A 16,289-nucleotide genomic window follows, 5' to 3' on the forward strand; every position below is an offset into this window, starting at 1 on the left:
TGCGTATAACAGCTGCGCACCTTGATAGCGAACGTTTGTGCTAGTGTGCTATGATAGGCAGGAAAGGAATGGGTGAGCGATGGATTTATTTACCTATCAGAATGAGGAACAAGCACCGCGAGCGAAGCTGCTTGCAGATCGTATGCGCCCTCAAACGATTGAAGAATATATAGGCCAGTCCGATATTGTCGGACCCGGCAAGCTGCTTCGACGCGCGATTGAAGCGGATCAAATTACATCCATTCTGCTGTATGGCCCCCCAGGCTGCGGCAAAACGACCCTGGCACATATCATTTCGAAACGCACGCAAGGGGAGTTTGTGAAGCTGAATGCCGTGGATGCGTCCGTCAAAGACGTACGGGAAGTAATCGAGCAGGCAAGGATCACCAAGTCGATGTATGGCCGCAAAACAATACTGTTCTTAGACGAGGTGCATCGCTTCAACTCGGCAAGACAGGACGCGCTGCTGCCGGCAGTGGAGCAGGGGATCATTATCTTCATAGGGGCTACTACGGAGAATCCATTTCATTATGTGAATGGAGCGCTCCTATCTCGATCAACGCTGTTTCAGCTGGAATCGCTGACGCGCGAGGATGCACTCACTGCAATGCGCCGTGCACTGGCAGACCGAGATCGTGGACTTGGATTCATGGATTTAACTGTCGAGGATGAAGCACTGCAGCACATGGCCTCGATGGCAGGCGGAGATATTCGCCGCGCGCTGAATGCGCTTGAGCTGGCAGCCGTGACGACGCCGTCTCAACCGGATGGCTCGGTTATTGTAACGTTGGCAGTGGCGGAGGAGTCCATCCGTAAGCCGATCATTCGCGCAGATGAATCGACACAATACGACGTCTTGTCTGCTTTCCATAAGAGTGTTCGGGGATCCAGCGATGCTGCTTTATTCTGGTTTCTGTATGCGGTCGAGAAGCTGGGCATGGATCCGATGACATTCATACGGCGGCTGATCGTGGCTTGCAGCGAGGATATCGGGCTTGCGAATCCGCAGGCGATGGTTCAAGCGGTGACGGCCATGGATGCGTATCATAAGATTGGCTGGCCGGAAGCGAAATACAATATTACACAGGCGATTCTGTTTGCTGTGGAAAGTCCGAAGTCCAATGCCGCGGCTGTCGCGATCGGTAACGCGATGAATGCTATCGAGCAGCTTGGAGCAGCCGAAGTACCGCATCACTTGAGAGACACACACTACAGCGGTGCTGCACGTCTTGGGCATGTTGGTTATAAGTATCCGCATGATTACCCTGGCCACTATGTGAAACAGGTGTATTTGCCTGAACGGATAGCGAAGAAAACGTTCTACCATGCCACCAATCAGGGGATGGAGGACAAGATTCGACAAAATCAGGAGCGGCGGAAATGACCAAAATAACAGCTGAATCCTCAAAAACGTAAGCAGGAGCTAGAAAATAGCGCATAAAGGCCGACCTTTATGGAATAAACATAACTAGAACCGCGAATACGGGCCAGAAGGTGGGATGACGGCATTTGACGTAAAGTTGCTTCATCGACTACTCTAGTATTATAACGTTTCTTTATAATTTTAAGTCCCAGAAGGAGGTGCACCTGTTCGTCGCAATTGCGGCAAACAGGGAATCGTTGAGTAGTGACCCGTTACCCATATTTTTGAACTTACTTTTAATCGTTTTTCTCGTTTTTTTGAATGGTTTTTTCGTAGCTGCGGAATTTGCCATGGTGAAAGTAAGAAGCAGCCGGATTGATTCACTGGCGCTGGACGGCAATCGCCGTGCCCATTTTGCATCCAGACTAACTAGTAATTTGGATGCGTATCTATCGGCCTGTCAGCTTGGAATTACGTTGGCATCACTTGGTCTTGGTTGGGTCGGTGAGCCTGCCATTGCAGCGATGCTTGAGCCTTTGTTGGAGAAGTTCCATTTTAGCCCAGTGGCCATTCATACGGTTGCCTTTATTATTGCATTTACAATCATTACGGTGTTACACATTGTACTTGGAGAATTGGCCCCCAAAACGTTTGCGATTCGCAAAGCTGAGACGGTAACATTATGGACGGCTATGCCGCTCATAGGTTTTCACAAAATCATGTATCCGTTTATCTATCTGCTTAATGGTACAGCCAACTGGTTGCTTAAGCGCGTTGGTATTGAGCCTGCGGCAGAACATGAATCCGCCCACACCGAAGAAGAAATTCGCATCCTGATGAAAGAAAGTCATAAATCCGGACTAATTGATAATACGGAGCTAACGCTTGTCGATAATATATTTGATTTTGCCGAAACCCATGCGCGGGAGATTATGATTCCACGTACCGAAATGATATGCTTATATGCCAATCTGTCGTTCGACGAGAACCAGGCCATTGCGCTTAAAGAAATGCATACTCGTTATCCGGTTTGCGACGGCGACAAGGACAATATCATCGGATTTGTCCACATTAAAGACTTACTTAAAGTAACACATCAAGGCTTGCCGGATATTCGCACGATTACACGTCCAATGACTACAGTGCCTGATTCCATGCAAATCAGCAACCTGCTTAAGCTGATGCAGAAGAAGAAGACCCAAATCGCCATTCTTATCGATGAATATGGCGGAACGTCCGGACTTGTAACGCTTGAGGATATCATGGAAGAAATCGTCGGTGAAATTCAGGATGAATTTGATGAAGAACGCCCCGATATCGAGCCAAGAGATGACCAATCCCATTCGATCAACGGCATGATGCTGATTGAAGAGGTAAACAGCTACTTCGGATTGGAAATCGAAAGCGACGATTACGATACGATCGGCGGCTGGTTCTACGCACAAATCGAGAATCCTCCGTCTAAAGGCCAACGTGTCGTGCATCCGGACGGCTTTGAGTTTGTGATTGAGGAGACCGACCACTTACGGATATCCAGAATCATCATCCGCAAGCAAGGAAGCCGAATCGAAGAAGAAAGTATCGAATTGCAAGCAGAAACCGGCTAACCGCCATTATACGCATAATAGGCTGCCCCAAAAGTGCAAGATGACTTTGGGGCAGCTTTTGTTTGATTTCATAAAAAAGAAGCATCTCCGAAATCAACAGATCGGAGATGCTTCTTCATGTAGATGCGAACTTATTTATTCACGATATCAATTGTACCGCCGCCCAGACATACATCACCGTCGTAGAAGACTACGGCTTGCCCAGGAGTAATAGCTTTCTGCGGTTTCTCGAACATAACATCGCCAGTTGTGCCATCTTCGCGCAGCGTCAATGTGACGGCTTGGTCTGCTTGTCTGTAGCGGAACTTCGCCGTAACCGTAAGTGAGCCTTCCGGTTTAAGCGGTGAAATCCAATTGATTCCGGTTGCGGTCAAGCTTGTGGAATACAAGCTTGCATGCTGATCGCCTTGCACGACATACAGAATGTTTTCTTTGAGATCTTTGTCAGCGACGAACCACGGCTCGCCATTGCCGGAGCCGCCGATGCCAAGCCCTTGCCGCTGCCCAAGTGTGTAATACATTAGTCCATCGTGACGGCCTTTCGTTTCACCTGATTCAATGTCAATCATCGGACCGGGCTGAGCAGGAAGGTAGCCGCTCAAGAATTCCTTGAAATTGCGTTCACCGATAAAGCAGACGCCTGTGCTGTCTTTCTTCTTAGCCGTATGAAGACCGAATTCTTCGGCAATTCTTCTAACCTCCGGCTTCGGAAGATGACCGATGGGGAACATCGCTTTGGCCAGCTGATCCTGACGAAGCGCGTGCAGGAAGTAGGTCTGGTCTTTATTGGAGTCTACTCCTCTGAGCAGTTTAGCTTCTCCGTCAGCTGTCCGCTCCAAGCGAGCATAATGGCCGGTAGCCAAATAATCAGCGCCAAGTTCCATCGCTTTCTGTAGGAAGTCGCCGAATTTGATCTCGCGGTTGCACATGACATCCGGATTTGGCGTACGACCATTACGGTATTCATCGAGGAAATAAGCAAACACCTTATCGAAATAAGCTTTCTCGAAATTTACCGTATAATAAGGAATGCCGATTTGGTCACAGACGCGGCGAACATCTTCCGCATCTTCTTCAGCCGTGCAATGGCCGAACTCGTCGGTATCATCCCAGTTTTTCATGAAAATGCCTATGACATCATAACCCTGCTGTTTGAGCAGCAATGCGGTAACGGACGAATCCACACCGCCGGACATGCCAACAACGACTCGAATAGAAGAATTGCTCATCTTAATACCACCGCCTTGATAGTTCAAAGTCGCTTGCGGAGGATCATTTCCACCGTGCGACCGATTCAATTCATCTATTGTAGCATAGATTGCGTATGATTTTCATGAAAGTGTCATCGTTTTTTCAACAAATTCTGTTTCCATTATGTTAACATAGATATGATATGGGAATACCATGAATTGTAATCCATGATCGCTCCAGCATTTAAAATAAGATACAGTTTAGCCCGGGAAGAGGTGTCGTAGTTGAAAATTTCAACCAAAGGCCGGTACGGTCTAACCATTATGATGGAGCTCGCAGGTAAGTTCGGAGAAGGTCCAACATCATTGAAGAGCATCGCAGAGCGGAATCATCTATCAGAGCATTACCTCGAGCAGCTTATTGCACCGCTACGCAATGCGGGTCTGGTTAAGAGTATTCGCGGCGCTTACGGCGGTTACATTTTGTCGAAGGAACCGCAGGAAATCACGTCAGGTGATGTCATTCGTATCCTGGAAGGGCCGATTTCTCCTGTCGATTTCACGGAAGAGGATGACCCGGCCAAGCGGAATTTGTGGCTCAGAATTCGTGACAGCATTGCTGAAGTGCTTGATTCGACAACGCTCGCTGATCTCGTAACGTATAAAGAAGAGGAGCCTCAGGACTCCTACATGTTCTATATTTAAGGATGATTGTATAATGGATCGAATTTACTATGATCATGCAGCAACTTCACCTATGCATCCCGAAGCAGCGAAAGCGATGCTTGAGGTTATGACCGGTACTCCCGGCAATGCTTCAAGTACGCATAGTTTCGGTCGTGCGGCAAGGCAGCTCGTGAACCGTTCGCGCGATATCATTGCGCACGGGATCGGCTGCACGGCCGCTGAGCTGGTCTTTACCGGCGGTGGAACAGAAAGTGACAATACAGCGCTCATTGGCGCTGCCAGAGCTGCCCGCAAACAAGGCAAGTCCCATATCATTACGTCCGCAACGGAACATCAAGCGGTGCTCCAATCCTGCAAGGCGTTACAGCGCGAAGGATTTCGCGTGACGATTCTGCCGGTAGATGAGCATGGCCTAGTGAGTGTGTCGGATGTAGAACAAGCGATCGAAGCTGATACGGCGCTTATTAGCGTCATGTATGTCAACAATGAGACCGGTACGATTCAACCGATTGCACAGATCGGTGAACTCGCCCGGTCTCGTGGTGTGCTTGTACATGTTGATGCCGTACAAGCGTTAGGCATCATTCCTATCGATTTGCGTAAGCTTCCGGTTGACCTCATGAGCTTCTCGGCTCACAAGATTAACGGTCCGCAAGGCATTGGTGCTTTATATATCCGTAAAGGCACGACTGTGGAACCGCTCCTAAGCGGTGGCTCGCAAGAGCGCAAACGGCGCGCAGGGACCGAAAACATCGCCGGCATTGTCGGATTCGGCAAAGCGTTTGAACTTTCTGTGAATTCGATGTTAGAACGGAAACTTTTCTTGGACAAACTTCGTTATACTTGGATAGAGCGGTTGCGTGAGATTACAGGTGCAGATCGACTTATCGTCAACGGCCATGCCGAACACTATGCTCCTCATATTCTGAATGTGAGCTTTGTAGGAATAAGCACAGAGTCGATGTTGATGAATCTGGATTTGGCCGGGATAGCGGCATCCGGAGGGTCTGCTTGTACATCAGGAGCCATCGAACCCTCGTATGTGCTTATAGCGATGAATGTTTCGGAAGAAAGACAAGCTTCCGCTGTACGTTTCAGCTTTGGTTTGGGAAATACTATGGAGGAACTCGAACTGGCCGCCAAGAAAGTTGCAACTTTTATGGAGCGCGTTCGTACTAATGCCTAGGAGGCTCTGCCATCGATGTTGCGTTTACAGCATTTGATTGGTCTTCCTGTCATCGAAATGAGTGCCGGCAAGCAAGTCGGACATGTGAAGGATGCATGGTTTGATGAGCATTGGCAGCTTGGCGGAATCATATTGGACGCCGGCAGACGGTTTCTGACTGCGATGAAATCAGTGATCTGGAAGGAAGTAATGGTTTGCGGTGAGGATGCGGTCATTATTATGAATGAAGCGTCCGTCCGGAAGACCAAACAAGCCGAAATTCAGCGCTCTTTTCATACCGGATCGATCCGATTGAAGGATTTACCCGTCATTACGGTGGATGGAGAACAACTTGGTCGTGTATCTGATGTTTATTTTGACGAGATACAGGGTACACAAATAGTAGGATATGAGCTGACTGACGGATTTATCGCGGATATTATGGAAGGGCGCAAGTGGCTTCCTGCTCCACGGCAAGCTGATGAGGTTATGCTTGGTGAAAATGTAATCATAGTACCGGCCGGAAGTGAGGCTTTCCTCTCACCGGTCGCAGTTTCTGAGTCGGATATAGGGAGAAATGTATGATGAAATGCCCAAATTGTAGTTCGAAGGATATCGGAAAGATCGGATCACACCAGTATTACTGCTGGGGCTGCTTCATTGAATTGACAGTTAACGGTGACAAGATGTCGGTCTATCAAGTAGAAGAAGACGGTACATTAAGCTCACTGGATGATCTGTTTTTTGAAGACGAAATGCCGCAGGTTCATGCAAACTAAGCGGAGTAAAAGAGGCGACCTTGCCCAAGGTCGCCTCTTTTATGTTTTCAGGCGTAGCGGAATAAACGGAAGGATGAATTGAACAACTTGTACATATACTGACAGTAAAGGGTATCGCGAGTCGAGGGGGAGTGAAGCCGTGGAACGGTTTACGAACAACCGTCTGTTTACATGGCTTGTCTATCTCATTTTGGGATTGACGGCTCTATATCTATTGCTGCTGATAAAACCGATCATCATCCACATTTACGTTTTTTTGCGTGCTGTTCTGGCACCGTTTCTGATTGCGATGATCATATCGTATGTGCTCAATCCGATAGTCAGCCTTCTGAATGAACGCAAAGTGCCTCGTACGATTGCGGTACTGCTTATATATGCTGTTTTCTGCGCGTCGCTTACGGTTGTGCTTGTGAACGCCATTCCGATGTTTATGGATCAGCTCAAGGAACTGAATCGGCATATGCCGGATATCACGATGCAGGCGCGGAGTATGGTCAACGACCTGAACAACTCCTCCTTTCTCCCGGAGAGCATCCGATCAGGAATAGAGAAGTCGCTGTATAAGCTGGAGAAGCAGGGATCTGATGCGATTTTTGCTTTCATCAACAATATCGGTGAAATGATTAATGTGATTTTTATCGCGTTTATTATCCCGTTTCTGGCGTTCTACATCTTAAAGGATTTCGAGGTGTTTGAACGGACGCTGCTTACCTATGTGCCTAAACCACATCGGAAGCATGCGGTTCGATTGCTCAAGGATATCGATCATGCGCTTGGCAGCTATATACGGGGACAATTTCTCGTTTGTGTCATTGTCGGTACACTGGCTTATGTCGGCTATTTGATCATCGGCATTCCGTATCCGCTTCTTCTGGCAAGCGTTGTTGCGGTTACGAACATTATTCCCTATCTTGGACCGTTCTTCGGCGCAGCACCTGCGCTTATCGTGGCTTCTACTGTGTCGATCAAAATGATGCTGCTCGTGGCAATCGTGAACACCCTCTGCCAAATTCTCGAGGGGAACATCATCTCGCCGCAGGTGGTGGGAAGAACGCTGCATATGCATCCGTTATCGATCATTTTCGCCCTGTTGGTTGGCGGGGAGCTGGCGGGTATCGTCGGGATGATATTGGCTGTGCCGATCTTTGCCGCGGTGAAGGTCATCGTGCAGCATATCTTCGCGTATTATGTTAGGCGAAAGACGATTTGACAGACCATGCCAATAGTCGCTATACTTATGACAATTACGCCTGACTATCAATAAAAACGTTGATGAAACCGTAGTAGGTCATAGACCGCCAAGCAGAGAAAGAATTCCTTCGCGTATGCCGATTGGGCCCGCGTTGGCTGAGAGAATTCTAGGGGTGAAGGATGACTGAAGGCTGGTTTCGGAGTGTGAATGAACTTCACCGGATCAGACCCGTTAACGTCTGTCTAAGGAGATCGTTTATGCTGCTCATTCTTGGCGGCTAGGGCGATAACCAGGGTGGTACCGCGAATGATTCGTCCCTGTTTTTTGGGGGCGTTTTTTTGTTTTTATTCTATAATTGGAGGCTGAACCGTGATGAAAGCAAGTGAAATCCGTTCCAAGTGGCTTGCATTTTTTGAGAGCAAAGGGCACAAGATTGAGCCCAGCGCTTCATTAGTTCCTCATAATGACCCTTCCTTGCTATGGATTAATGCAGGGATGGCACCGCTGAAGTCCTATTTTGACGGTCGCGTTATTCCGGACAATCCGCGGATTACGAACTCACAGAAGTGTATCCGTACGAATGATATTGAGAATGTCGGCAAAACGCGTCGTCACCAAACGATGTTTGAAATGCTGGGCAACTTCTCGATTGGCGATTACTTCAAAGAAGAAGCAATCACGTGGGCATGGGAGTTTCTGACCAGTAAAGAGTGGATCGGTTTCGATCCGGAGCGACTTTCCGTCACGGTTTACCCTGAAGATGAAGAAGCGTTCCGTTTCTGGAATGAGAAAATCGGTCTTCCGGAGAAGCGCATTTATCGTCTGCAAGATAACTTCTGGGACATCGGCGAAGGCCCTTGCGGTCCTTGTACCGAGATTTTCTATGACCGAGGCGAAGCTTTCGGCGATCTGAATGATCCGGAATGCTGGCCAGGCGGAGAAAACGAACGTTTCCTGGAAGTATGGAACCTTGTATTTTCGCAATATAATCATAATAAAGACGGCAGCTATACTCCGCTTCCGAATAAAAACATCGATACAGGCGCAGGTCTGGAGCGAATCACGTCGATTCTGCAAAACGTAGACTCCAACTTCGATACGGATCTGTTCCGTCCGATCATCGACAGGACCAGTCAAATCGCAAACGTAACGTACCATACGAATGCGGATACGGACATCGCCCTGAAAGTCATTGCCGATCATATCCGTACAGTAGCGTTCGCTGTTGGCGATGGCGTAATGCCTTCAAATGAAGGACGCGGTTATGTCATCCGCCGTTTGCTTCGCCGCGCAGTGCGCTACGGCAAAACACTCGGTGTGGATCGTCCGTTCCTGCATGATCTGGTGAAAGTAGTTGGCGACATTATGGGCGGCCACTATCCGGAGGTTGTCGAGAAACGCGAGTTTATCGAGAAGGTGATCCGTACAGAGGAAGAACGTTTCCACGAAACGCTTTCTGACGGATTGGCACTGCTGGGTGAGCTTGTGAAGACGGCAAAGGCCGGCGGTCAAACGCTGATCAGCGGTCCAGATGCGTTCAAGCTTTACGATACGTACGGCTTCCCGTTCGATCTGACGGAAGACTATGCCGCTGAACACGGCATGACTGTGGACCGTGACGGCTTCGATGCATCGATGGAAGAGCAGCGTACACGCGCACGTGCAGCTCGTCAGGACACCGGCGGCATGAATGTGCAAGGCGGACCGCTTGCTGACTTCACTGTGAAATCGGAATTTGTGGGCTATCAGGATCTGACGCTCGAAGGCGCTAAGGTGATTGCGATCGTGAGTGGCGATGCTCTTGTGAATTCAGCTGTTGAAGGCAGCCAAGTGCTTGTTATCTTGGATCGTACAACGTTCTACGCAGAGAGCGGCGGTCAAGTAGGCGATAGCGGTACGATTACGGGCCAAGGCTTCACGCTTACAGTCGAGAATGTCACCAAAGCTCCTCATGGACAGTCGGTGCATCATGCAGTTGTAGCAAGCGGTACCGTATCTGTCGGTGATCAGGTTCAAGCGGCTGTTTCGACGCAAACGCGCGAGGATACGATCAAGAACCATACGGCAACGCATTTGCTGCACCGTGCGCTCAAAGATGTGCTCGGCGAGCATGTTAATCAAGCGGGTTCCCTAGTAGAACCGGATCGTCTTCGTTTTGACTTCTCGCATTTTGGCAGCATCAGCCAAGAGGAGCTTACGGAGATCGAACGCCGCGTCAATCAACAGATTTGGCTGGGCACGACGCTCCAAATCGATTACAAATCGCTTGCCGAGGCGAAAGAGATGGGCGCTATGGCACTATTCGGCGAGAAATACGGCGATGTCGTGCGTGTCGTTCGCGTAGGGGAGTACAGCCTTGAGTTATGTGGAGGCTGCCATGTTACAAGCACCGCGCAAATCGGTTTGTTCAAGCTGGTGAGCGAGAGCGGTATTGGTTCAGGCGTACGTCGTATTGAGGCTGTAACAGGCCGTAATGCATACCTGTACATGGAGAGTCAGCTTGATCTGTTGAAGCAAGCAGCTGCGCAGTTGAAGACAAACCTCGCAGATGTGCCTAAACGCATCGAAGCGCTGCACGGTCAAGTGAAAGAGCTGACGCGCGACAATGAGTCGCTGCAAAGCAAGCTGAGCCGTATCGAAGCGGGTTCCTTGGAATCAAAGGCAAAGGTAGTAGGCGACGTCACGCTGCTTGCTGCAGAAGTTAATGCTCCTTCGATGGATGCGCTCCGCGGTATCGTGGATGAGCTCAAAACGAAGCTGGGCAATGCGGTAATCGTGCTTGGCGCTGTTGCAGAAGACAAGGTAAACCTTGTTGTGGCTGTTTCGCCAGAGCTCGTGAAGAAGGGCTTCCATGCCGGCAAAATCATTAAAGAAGCAGCCGCGGCGTGCGGCGGCGGCGGCGGCGGACGGCCGGATATGGCCCAAGCCGGAGGAAAAGATCCTTCTAAATTGGGTGAAGCGCTCCAAATTGCCGAAGAACTGGTTCTATCACAATCAAGTGTGATATGATAAGAGTATTAAACGGCTGTTAAGCGGCTTGGAAAGTGAGGTGCTGGCGATGAATTCGATGGACAAGACAATGAAATTCGACGTGAAGGCGGAAGGGCTTCAAGCTTCCTCGAGGGAAATTATGCTGTCTGTATACGATGCGCTGCTCGAGAAGGACTATAACCCGATTAACCAGATCGTGGGTTATCTATTGTCCGGAGATCCCGCATACATTCCACGGCATAACAATGCTAGAAGTTTAATTCGCAGGAAAGAGCGAGACGAGCTAATTGAAGAACTGGTCCGTTCCTACCTGAGTCAGCACAGCAAATAATTACCTTCAAGGAAATGAGGCAATCTGTCGTATGCGTCTTATGGGATTGGATTACGGTGACCGCAGAATCGGCGTTGCCGTCAGTGATGCATTCCGCTGGACCGCGCAAGGTTTAGGCGTCGTTGAGAAACGCCGCGATAACAGCGAAGACGAAGCCATTGCCAAGCTTATGGTTGAACACGAAGTATCCGAGATTGTAGTCGGTTTACCGAAGAACATGAATGGCACCATCGGGCCGCGTGGCGAAATTTGCATCGCATTCGCACAACATTTACAGCAAAAGCTAAATGTACCCGTACACCTTTGGGACGAACGACTAACGACGGTTGCCGCAGAGCGTACATTGCTCGAGGCTGACGTTAGCCGTAAGAAGCGAAAGTTAGTGGTGGACAAAATGGCGGCAGCGCTAATTTTGCAAAATTATCTCGATTCTAAAACGAAAAGGTGAGGGTAACGATGACAAAGGACGACATGCAGTTTGAAGAGCCGGAAATCATCTACATTCCGGATGAAGACGGCAACGAAGAAGAATTCGAGGTAGTCATGAAGTTCGAGGTAGACGGCTCTGATCAGAAATATATGATGGTGGTTCCGCTCAACGTGGATTCCGAAGACGAGCAAGATGAAGACTCCGATGAAGTCTACGCTTTCCGTTATGAAGAAGACGGCGATGATTTGAAACTGTATACCATTGAGGATGAAGAAGAGTGGAACATGGTGGAAGAAACCTTTAACACACTTCTTGCCGAAATCGACGATAACGACTAGGACTCGTGAATCTGTTGGATTCATATGATGTCCATAGTCGAAGGGAGAGCTTAAAGCGTGTCTGAAATAAAACGTATTTCCGTCCTGAAGGACATCTACGGTACGGAAGTGGATCTCATTGGAGAAGAAGGCGCTACGGAACCATTCCAAATTATCGCCGAATTCCAAATGGGAGACCAATCCTATGCCGGTTTGCAATCGCATGACATGCAGAAAGAAGACGAAATCGCATTCTTCCGCATAACATTCAAGGATGGCGCCGAGCCGGAGCTGGAATCCATTGAAAGCGATGAAGAGTGGGAGCTTGTTTCTGAAGCTTATGACGATTTGTTGTTCGAAGGCGAAGATCAGCCTTAACATGCACCTCTAGCTTTAAACAGGGCGGCAAGAGCCCGGTTTTACTTATAGGAGTTCGGAAGGGGCGGCGCCGGGTCGCCCTTTTTCCGCGCTGATATAGAAATGGAGGATAGGTCGCTTGAGAAGAGCAGAGCATCAGAATTCAGAAGATTTGCCGAATGAGGGAGCCATGCGGCCCTCCGGACCAAGACGCGGACGCATTACATTCTGGGTTATTGTGTCGATACTCAGCTTAATGCTTATTACTGCGGGAAGTCTTTATCTCTACATATGGAATGGCTTGCGGCCTGCTTCGTCAGGCGATGTTGTTCAAGTAGAGCTGAAGAAAGGGACATCTCCATTTCGATTTGCTGAAGTGCTCGAAGATCAAGGGGTTATTCGCAATGCATTTATTTTTAAATATTACTTGCGCTACAAGAACGAAGGACCGCGTTTTCAAGCCGGTGTGTACGAGCTGTCACCGGGGATGGATAAGGATTCCATTATTGCAAAATTAAATGCCGGAGAGACGTTAAAGGAAGAAACCATGCGTTTCACGATACCGGAAGGGTTTACGGTTGAGCAAATAGCGGAAACACTAGATAAAGCAGGTTATGCGAAGAAAGCGGATTTCATGGCGCTTGCAGATAAGGATCAAGTGTGGAGCGACGTGGATGCAGTGAAGAATATTCCGAAGAATCCTGACCTTCGTCATCGTTTAGAAGGATATTTATTCCCGGACACGTATGAGCTTGCGACTGCAAGCAAACCGGAGGATATCATTAAACGTCTGCTTCAAGAGCTGGATCATAAGCTGGACACGCTTCCCGAGAATTGGGAGGATTCGCTTGCAGCTAATAAGATTGATTTTCATGGTATGATGACCATCGCTTCGCTCGTCGAGCGTGAGGTTGTCGTGGATGAAGAACGTCCAATCGTTGCAGGCATTATCTACAACCGACTGAAGAAAGGCATGCCGCTTCAAATTGATGCGACCGTGCAATATTTGCTTGATAAACAGAAAGAACGGCTGCTTGTTGACGATTTGCAAGTGGACAGCCCTTACAATACGTACAAAGTTAATGGTCTCCCTCCTGGGCCAATCGCATCTCCGAGCTTGAAATCGATCGAAGCTGCGCTTTTCCCGAAAGAGACGGAATACTATTTCTATGTGACGAAGAAAGATGGCAGCCACGAGCATCTGTTTGCGGAAACGCTCAAGGAGCATAACCGTAACATCGAGAAGAGCAATCAAACGGCTGGACAATAGGAGGATTTACAATGGCAACAAAACCGGAGCTGCTCGTTGATGCGGGTTCTCTTGCTGATATGAAGCGGCTCATTGCTGCGGGTGCGGATGCATTCCTTCTGGGTGAATCCCGTTACGGCATGCGCTTGCCGGGTGAATTTGACCTGGCACTTATGGCGGAAGCAGTAAAGCTTGCCCATTCCCATCAAGTTTCCGTATATGCAGCAGTCAATAACTTAATGGATAATGAAACCGTCGACGCTTTGCCGGGCTACATTCGTAGTTTGGCTGAAGCGGGTGTAGACGGCTTAGTGTTCGGCGATCCAGCAGTTTTGATGGTTGCGCGCGTTGAAGCGCCAAACATGAAGCTGCACTGGAACGCGGAGATGACTTCGACGAACTATGCGACAGCGAATTATTGGGGACGACGCGGCGCAACAAGGTTCGTTCTGGCACGTGAGCTTAATATGGATCAAGTTATCGATGTGAAAACCAATACGACGCTTGAAGTACAGGTACAGGTGCATGGTTTAACGAACATTTATCATTCCAAGCGTCCGCTTGTTCAAAATTATTTCCAGCATCAGACGAAGGATGGAGAAACAAAGGAGGTTCCGGTTCACGGCAAGCGGGAAGATGGCTTGTATTTAGTGGAAACGGAGCGGCCGGATGAACGTTTCCCGATCTATGAGGATGCTGGCGGGACCCATATTATGAGCTCTGATGATCTATGCATGATTGAGAACTTACATGAGCTAATGGAAGTTAATATCGATAGCTTTCGGATTGAAGGGCTGTTAAAATCAATGGAGTACAATGAAACGGTCGTTAAAGCGTATCGTGCTGCAATTGATGCCTATTGCGAGGATCCGGAAGGTTATGCCTTCAACGAAGAATGGTTGGATAGCATTGTGAATGTACAGGATCCGTCCCGTGAGCTTTCGTACGGATTTTTCTATAAGGAACAAGTATATTAATTGTCACCTAAAGAAGTTGTGGAGGTGAAGCAGGTGACCACAAAAACATCCCCCCGCTTTACGGGGAAAAGAAATCGTCTAGATAAACCGGAGCTGCTTGCCCCGGCAGGTAATTTGGAGAAACTAAAGTTTGCGGTCCATTATGGCGCAGATGCGGTCTATATTGGCGGGCAGAAGTACGGCCTTCGTTCCAATGCCGATAACTTCACTTTTGCTGAGATGAAGGAAGGCGTGGAGTTCGCGGAACGTTATGGCGCCAAAGTGTTTGTTGCAACCAACATTTATGCCCATAATGAAGATATTGGCGGCCTGGAAGAGTACTTGCGTGAGCTCGAAGCAGCCGGAATTGCTGCGATTATTGCTGCTGATCCGATCATTATCGAGACGGCGCAACGGGTAGCTCCTAAGCTCGAGGTTCACTTGAGCACGCAGCAGTCGACACTGAATTGGCAGGCTGTACAGTTCTGGAAAGAAGAGGGATTGCCGCGTGTCGTGTTAGGCCGCGAGACGAGCCTCGAAGAAATTTCGCAAATTAAAGCACATGTCGATATTGAGATTGAAGCGTTCATTCATGGCGCAATGTGTTCTTCCTTCTCAGGTCGCTGCGTGCTTTCGAACCATTTCACGGACCGGGATTCGAACCGCGGCGGCTGCTGCCAGTCGTGCCGCTGGAAGTATGATATCTACGAAGATGACCTGCAAATGGTCGGTCCTGAAGCGGATAAATTTACGATGGGCTCCAAAGACTTATGTATGATCGAGCACATTCCGGACCTAATCGAGGTTGGCGTAGACAGCTTCAAGATTGAAGGCCGGATGAAGAGCTTGCATTACGTAGCAACAGTCGTCAATGCTTATCGTCAAGCGATTGATTCCTATATGGCGGATCCGGACAATTATGAGCTGAAACAAGTGTGGCAGGATGACATTCAGAAGGCGGCTAACCGTCCGGTTAATACGGGGTTCTTCTACGATACTCCGGGTCCTGAGGACCATATCTACGGGCCGGAAGATAAAGCAGCTCCCTATGATTTTGCCGGTGTTGTCATCTCTTATGATGAGACAACCGGACTTGCTGTTGTTCAGCAGCGGAATCATTTCAAGCCGGGTCAAGTCGTGGAATTTTTCGGACCTAACGGTACCTTCTTCACACAAACTGTCGGCGAAATCATGGACGAGAGCGGTAATGTACTGGATGCCGCAAGACATCCGCTGCAGCACATTGTACTGAAGACGGAGCATCCGGTGAAAGCGATGGATATGATGCGTAAACGTATTCGTTAATAAGCAATTGGACCCAAATAATCCTAATCGAGCGATCGATTGGGATTATTTTTTTTGAGAAAATATTCCCTAATTCCCTAACATTACGGTGATGTTAAGCCGATATTAAGCTTATTGCGTGTATTTTGTCGATAAATGGATTAGCGTGACGTAGGCATTTAGCATCTAGTGTAAGTCAACAGACACATACCCACACAAACGCACCAGCTCCACACACGGAAATTATCCTCAGATTAGGTGGTGTCATGAAGTGAAATTGAAGTTGAACTCGAAGAAAGATAAGCTGAAAACGCAAACAGAAGGTGAAGGTAGCGGGGCGAATGTGAAAGCCTTATATTCTTCCTCCATAAATGGGATCAAGAATGTCAAG

Annotated in this window: 16 protein-coding genes; 15 read left to right on the plus strand and 1 reads right to left on the minus strand. The window is 48.7% G+C overall.

What is annotated here, in order from left to right; translation table 11 throughout:
- Nucleotides 1-79 precede the first annotated feature (79 nt).
- Both AC0YNS_RS06785 and AC0YNS_RS06790 read left to right on the plus strand, forming a co-directional pair.
- A complete protein-coding gene (locus AC0YNS_RS06785; RefSeq protein WP_475780272.1) occupies nt 80-1,384 on the plus strand; it encodes a replication-associated recombination protein A in 1,305 nt (434 codons plus the stop codon).
- Between the two features lie 236 nt (nt 1,385-1,620).
- On the plus strand, nt 1,621-2,970 hold the full coding sequence (locus AC0YNS_RS06790; RefSeq protein WP_475780273.1) for a hemolysin family protein: 1,350 nt from the start codon (nt 1,621-1,623) through the stop codon (nt 2,968-2,970).
- 131 nt (nt 2,971-3,101) lie between these two features.
- Here the strand turns inward: AC0YNS_RS06790 and mnmA are convergent, their stop codons facing one another.
- Nucleotides 3,102-4,199: a tRNA 2-thiouridine(34) synthase MnmA gene (gene mnmA, locus AC0YNS_RS06795; protein ID WP_475780274.1), complete on the minus strand. Its 1,098-nt coding sequence runs from the start codon at nt 4,197-4,199 to the stop codon at nt 3,102-3,104.
- Nucleotides 4,200-4,445: 246 nt separating this feature from the next.
- Here mnmA and cymR point away from each other — a divergent pair, with 246 nt between their 5' ends.
- From cymR to AC0YNS_RS06860, 13 genes are all read left to right on the plus strand, one after another.
- Nucleotides 4,446-4,865, plus strand: coding sequence for a cysteine metabolism transcriptional regulator CymR (gene cymR, locus AC0YNS_RS06800; RefSeq protein ID WP_090983150.1), 420 nt, complete (start codon nt 4,446-4,448; stop codon nt 4,863-4,865).
- 13 nt (nt 4,866-4,878) lie between these two features.
- Nucleotides 4,879-6,033, plus strand: a complete 1,155-nt coding sequence (locus AC0YNS_RS06805) for a cysteine desulfurase family protein (RefSeq protein WP_475780275.1) — start codon at nt 4,879-4,881, stop codon at nt 6,031-6,033.
- 15 nt (nt 6,034-6,048) lie between these two features.
- A complete protein-coding gene (locus tag AC0YNS_RS06810) occupies nt 6,049-6,597 on the plus strand; it encodes a PRC-barrel domain-containing protein (RefSeq protein ID WP_475780276.1) in 549 nt (182 codons plus the stop codon).
- The gene (locus AC0YNS_RS06815) at nt 6,594-6,791 is read left to right on the plus strand and encodes a hypothetical protein (RefSeq protein WP_090983156.1); all 198 of its coding nucleotides are present in this window, start codon (nt 6,594-6,596) and stop codon (nt 6,789-6,791) included. The genes AC0YNS_RS06810 and AC0YNS_RS06815 overlap by 4 nt, the downstream gene beginning before the upstream one ends.
- Nucleotides 6,792-6,930: 139 nt before the next feature.
- Complete coding sequence (locus tag AC0YNS_RS06820) at nt 6,931-8,001, plus strand: AI-2E family transporter (protein ID WP_475780277.1); 1,071 nt, start codon at nt 6,931-6,933, stop codon at nt 7,999-8,001.
- A 354-nt stretch (nt 8,002-8,355) separates the two neighbouring features.
- Nucleotides 8,356-10,992 carry an alanine--tRNA ligase gene (gene alaS, locus AC0YNS_RS06825; protein ID WP_475780993.1) on the plus strand — a complete coding sequence of 879 codons (2,637 nt, stop codon included), beginning with the start codon at nt 8,356-8,358 and terminating at the stop codon, nt 10,990-10,992.
- Nucleotides 10,993-11,041: 49 nt separating this feature from the next.
- Nucleotides 11,042-11,305: an IreB family regulatory phosphoprotein gene (locus tag AC0YNS_RS06830; RefSeq protein WP_090983162.1), complete on the plus strand. Its 264-nt coding sequence runs from the start codon at nt 11,042-11,044 to the stop codon at nt 11,303-11,305.
- A 31-nt stretch (nt 11,306-11,336) separates the two neighbouring features.
- A complete protein-coding gene (gene ruvX, locus AC0YNS_RS06835) occupies nt 11,337-11,753 on the plus strand; it encodes a Holliday junction resolvase RuvX (protein ID WP_475780278.1) in 417 nt (138 codons plus the stop codon).
- Nucleotides 11,754-11,761: 8 nt separating this feature from the next.
- Nucleotides 11,762-12,073, plus strand: a complete 312-nt coding sequence (locus AC0YNS_RS06840; protein ID WP_475780279.1) for a DUF1292 domain-containing protein — start codon at nt 11,762-11,764, stop codon at nt 12,071-12,073.
- 57 nt (nt 12,074-12,130) lie between these two features.
- Nucleotides 12,131-12,430: a DUF1292 domain-containing protein gene (locus AC0YNS_RS06845; protein ID WP_475780280.1), complete on the plus strand. Its 300-nt coding sequence runs from the start codon at nt 12,131-12,133 to the stop codon at nt 12,428-12,430.
- A gap of 118 nt (nt 12,431-12,548) precedes the next feature.
- The gene (mltG, locus tag AC0YNS_RS06850; RefSeq protein ID WP_475780281.1) at nt 12,549-13,679 is read left to right on the plus strand and encodes an endolytic transglycosylase MltG; all 1,131 of its coding nucleotides are present in this window, start codon (nt 12,549-12,551) and stop codon (nt 13,677-13,679) included.
- Nucleotides 13,680-13,690: 11 nt separating this feature from the next.
- Nucleotides 13,691-14,635, plus strand: coding sequence for a peptidase U32 family protein (locus AC0YNS_RS06855; RefSeq protein WP_475780282.1), 945 nt, complete (start codon nt 13,691-13,693; stop codon nt 14,633-14,635).
- A 33-nt stretch (nt 14,636-14,668) separates the two neighbouring features.
- Nucleotides 14,669-15,919 (plus strand): peptidase U32 family protein, encoded by a 1,251-nt coding sequence (locus AC0YNS_RS06860; protein ID WP_475780283.1) that lies wholly within the window; start codon nt 14,669-14,671, stop codon nt 15,917-15,919.
- Nucleotides 15,920-16,289 lie beyond the last annotated feature (370 nt).

Source organism: Paenibacillus sp. J22FR21, from assembly GCF_056269135.1.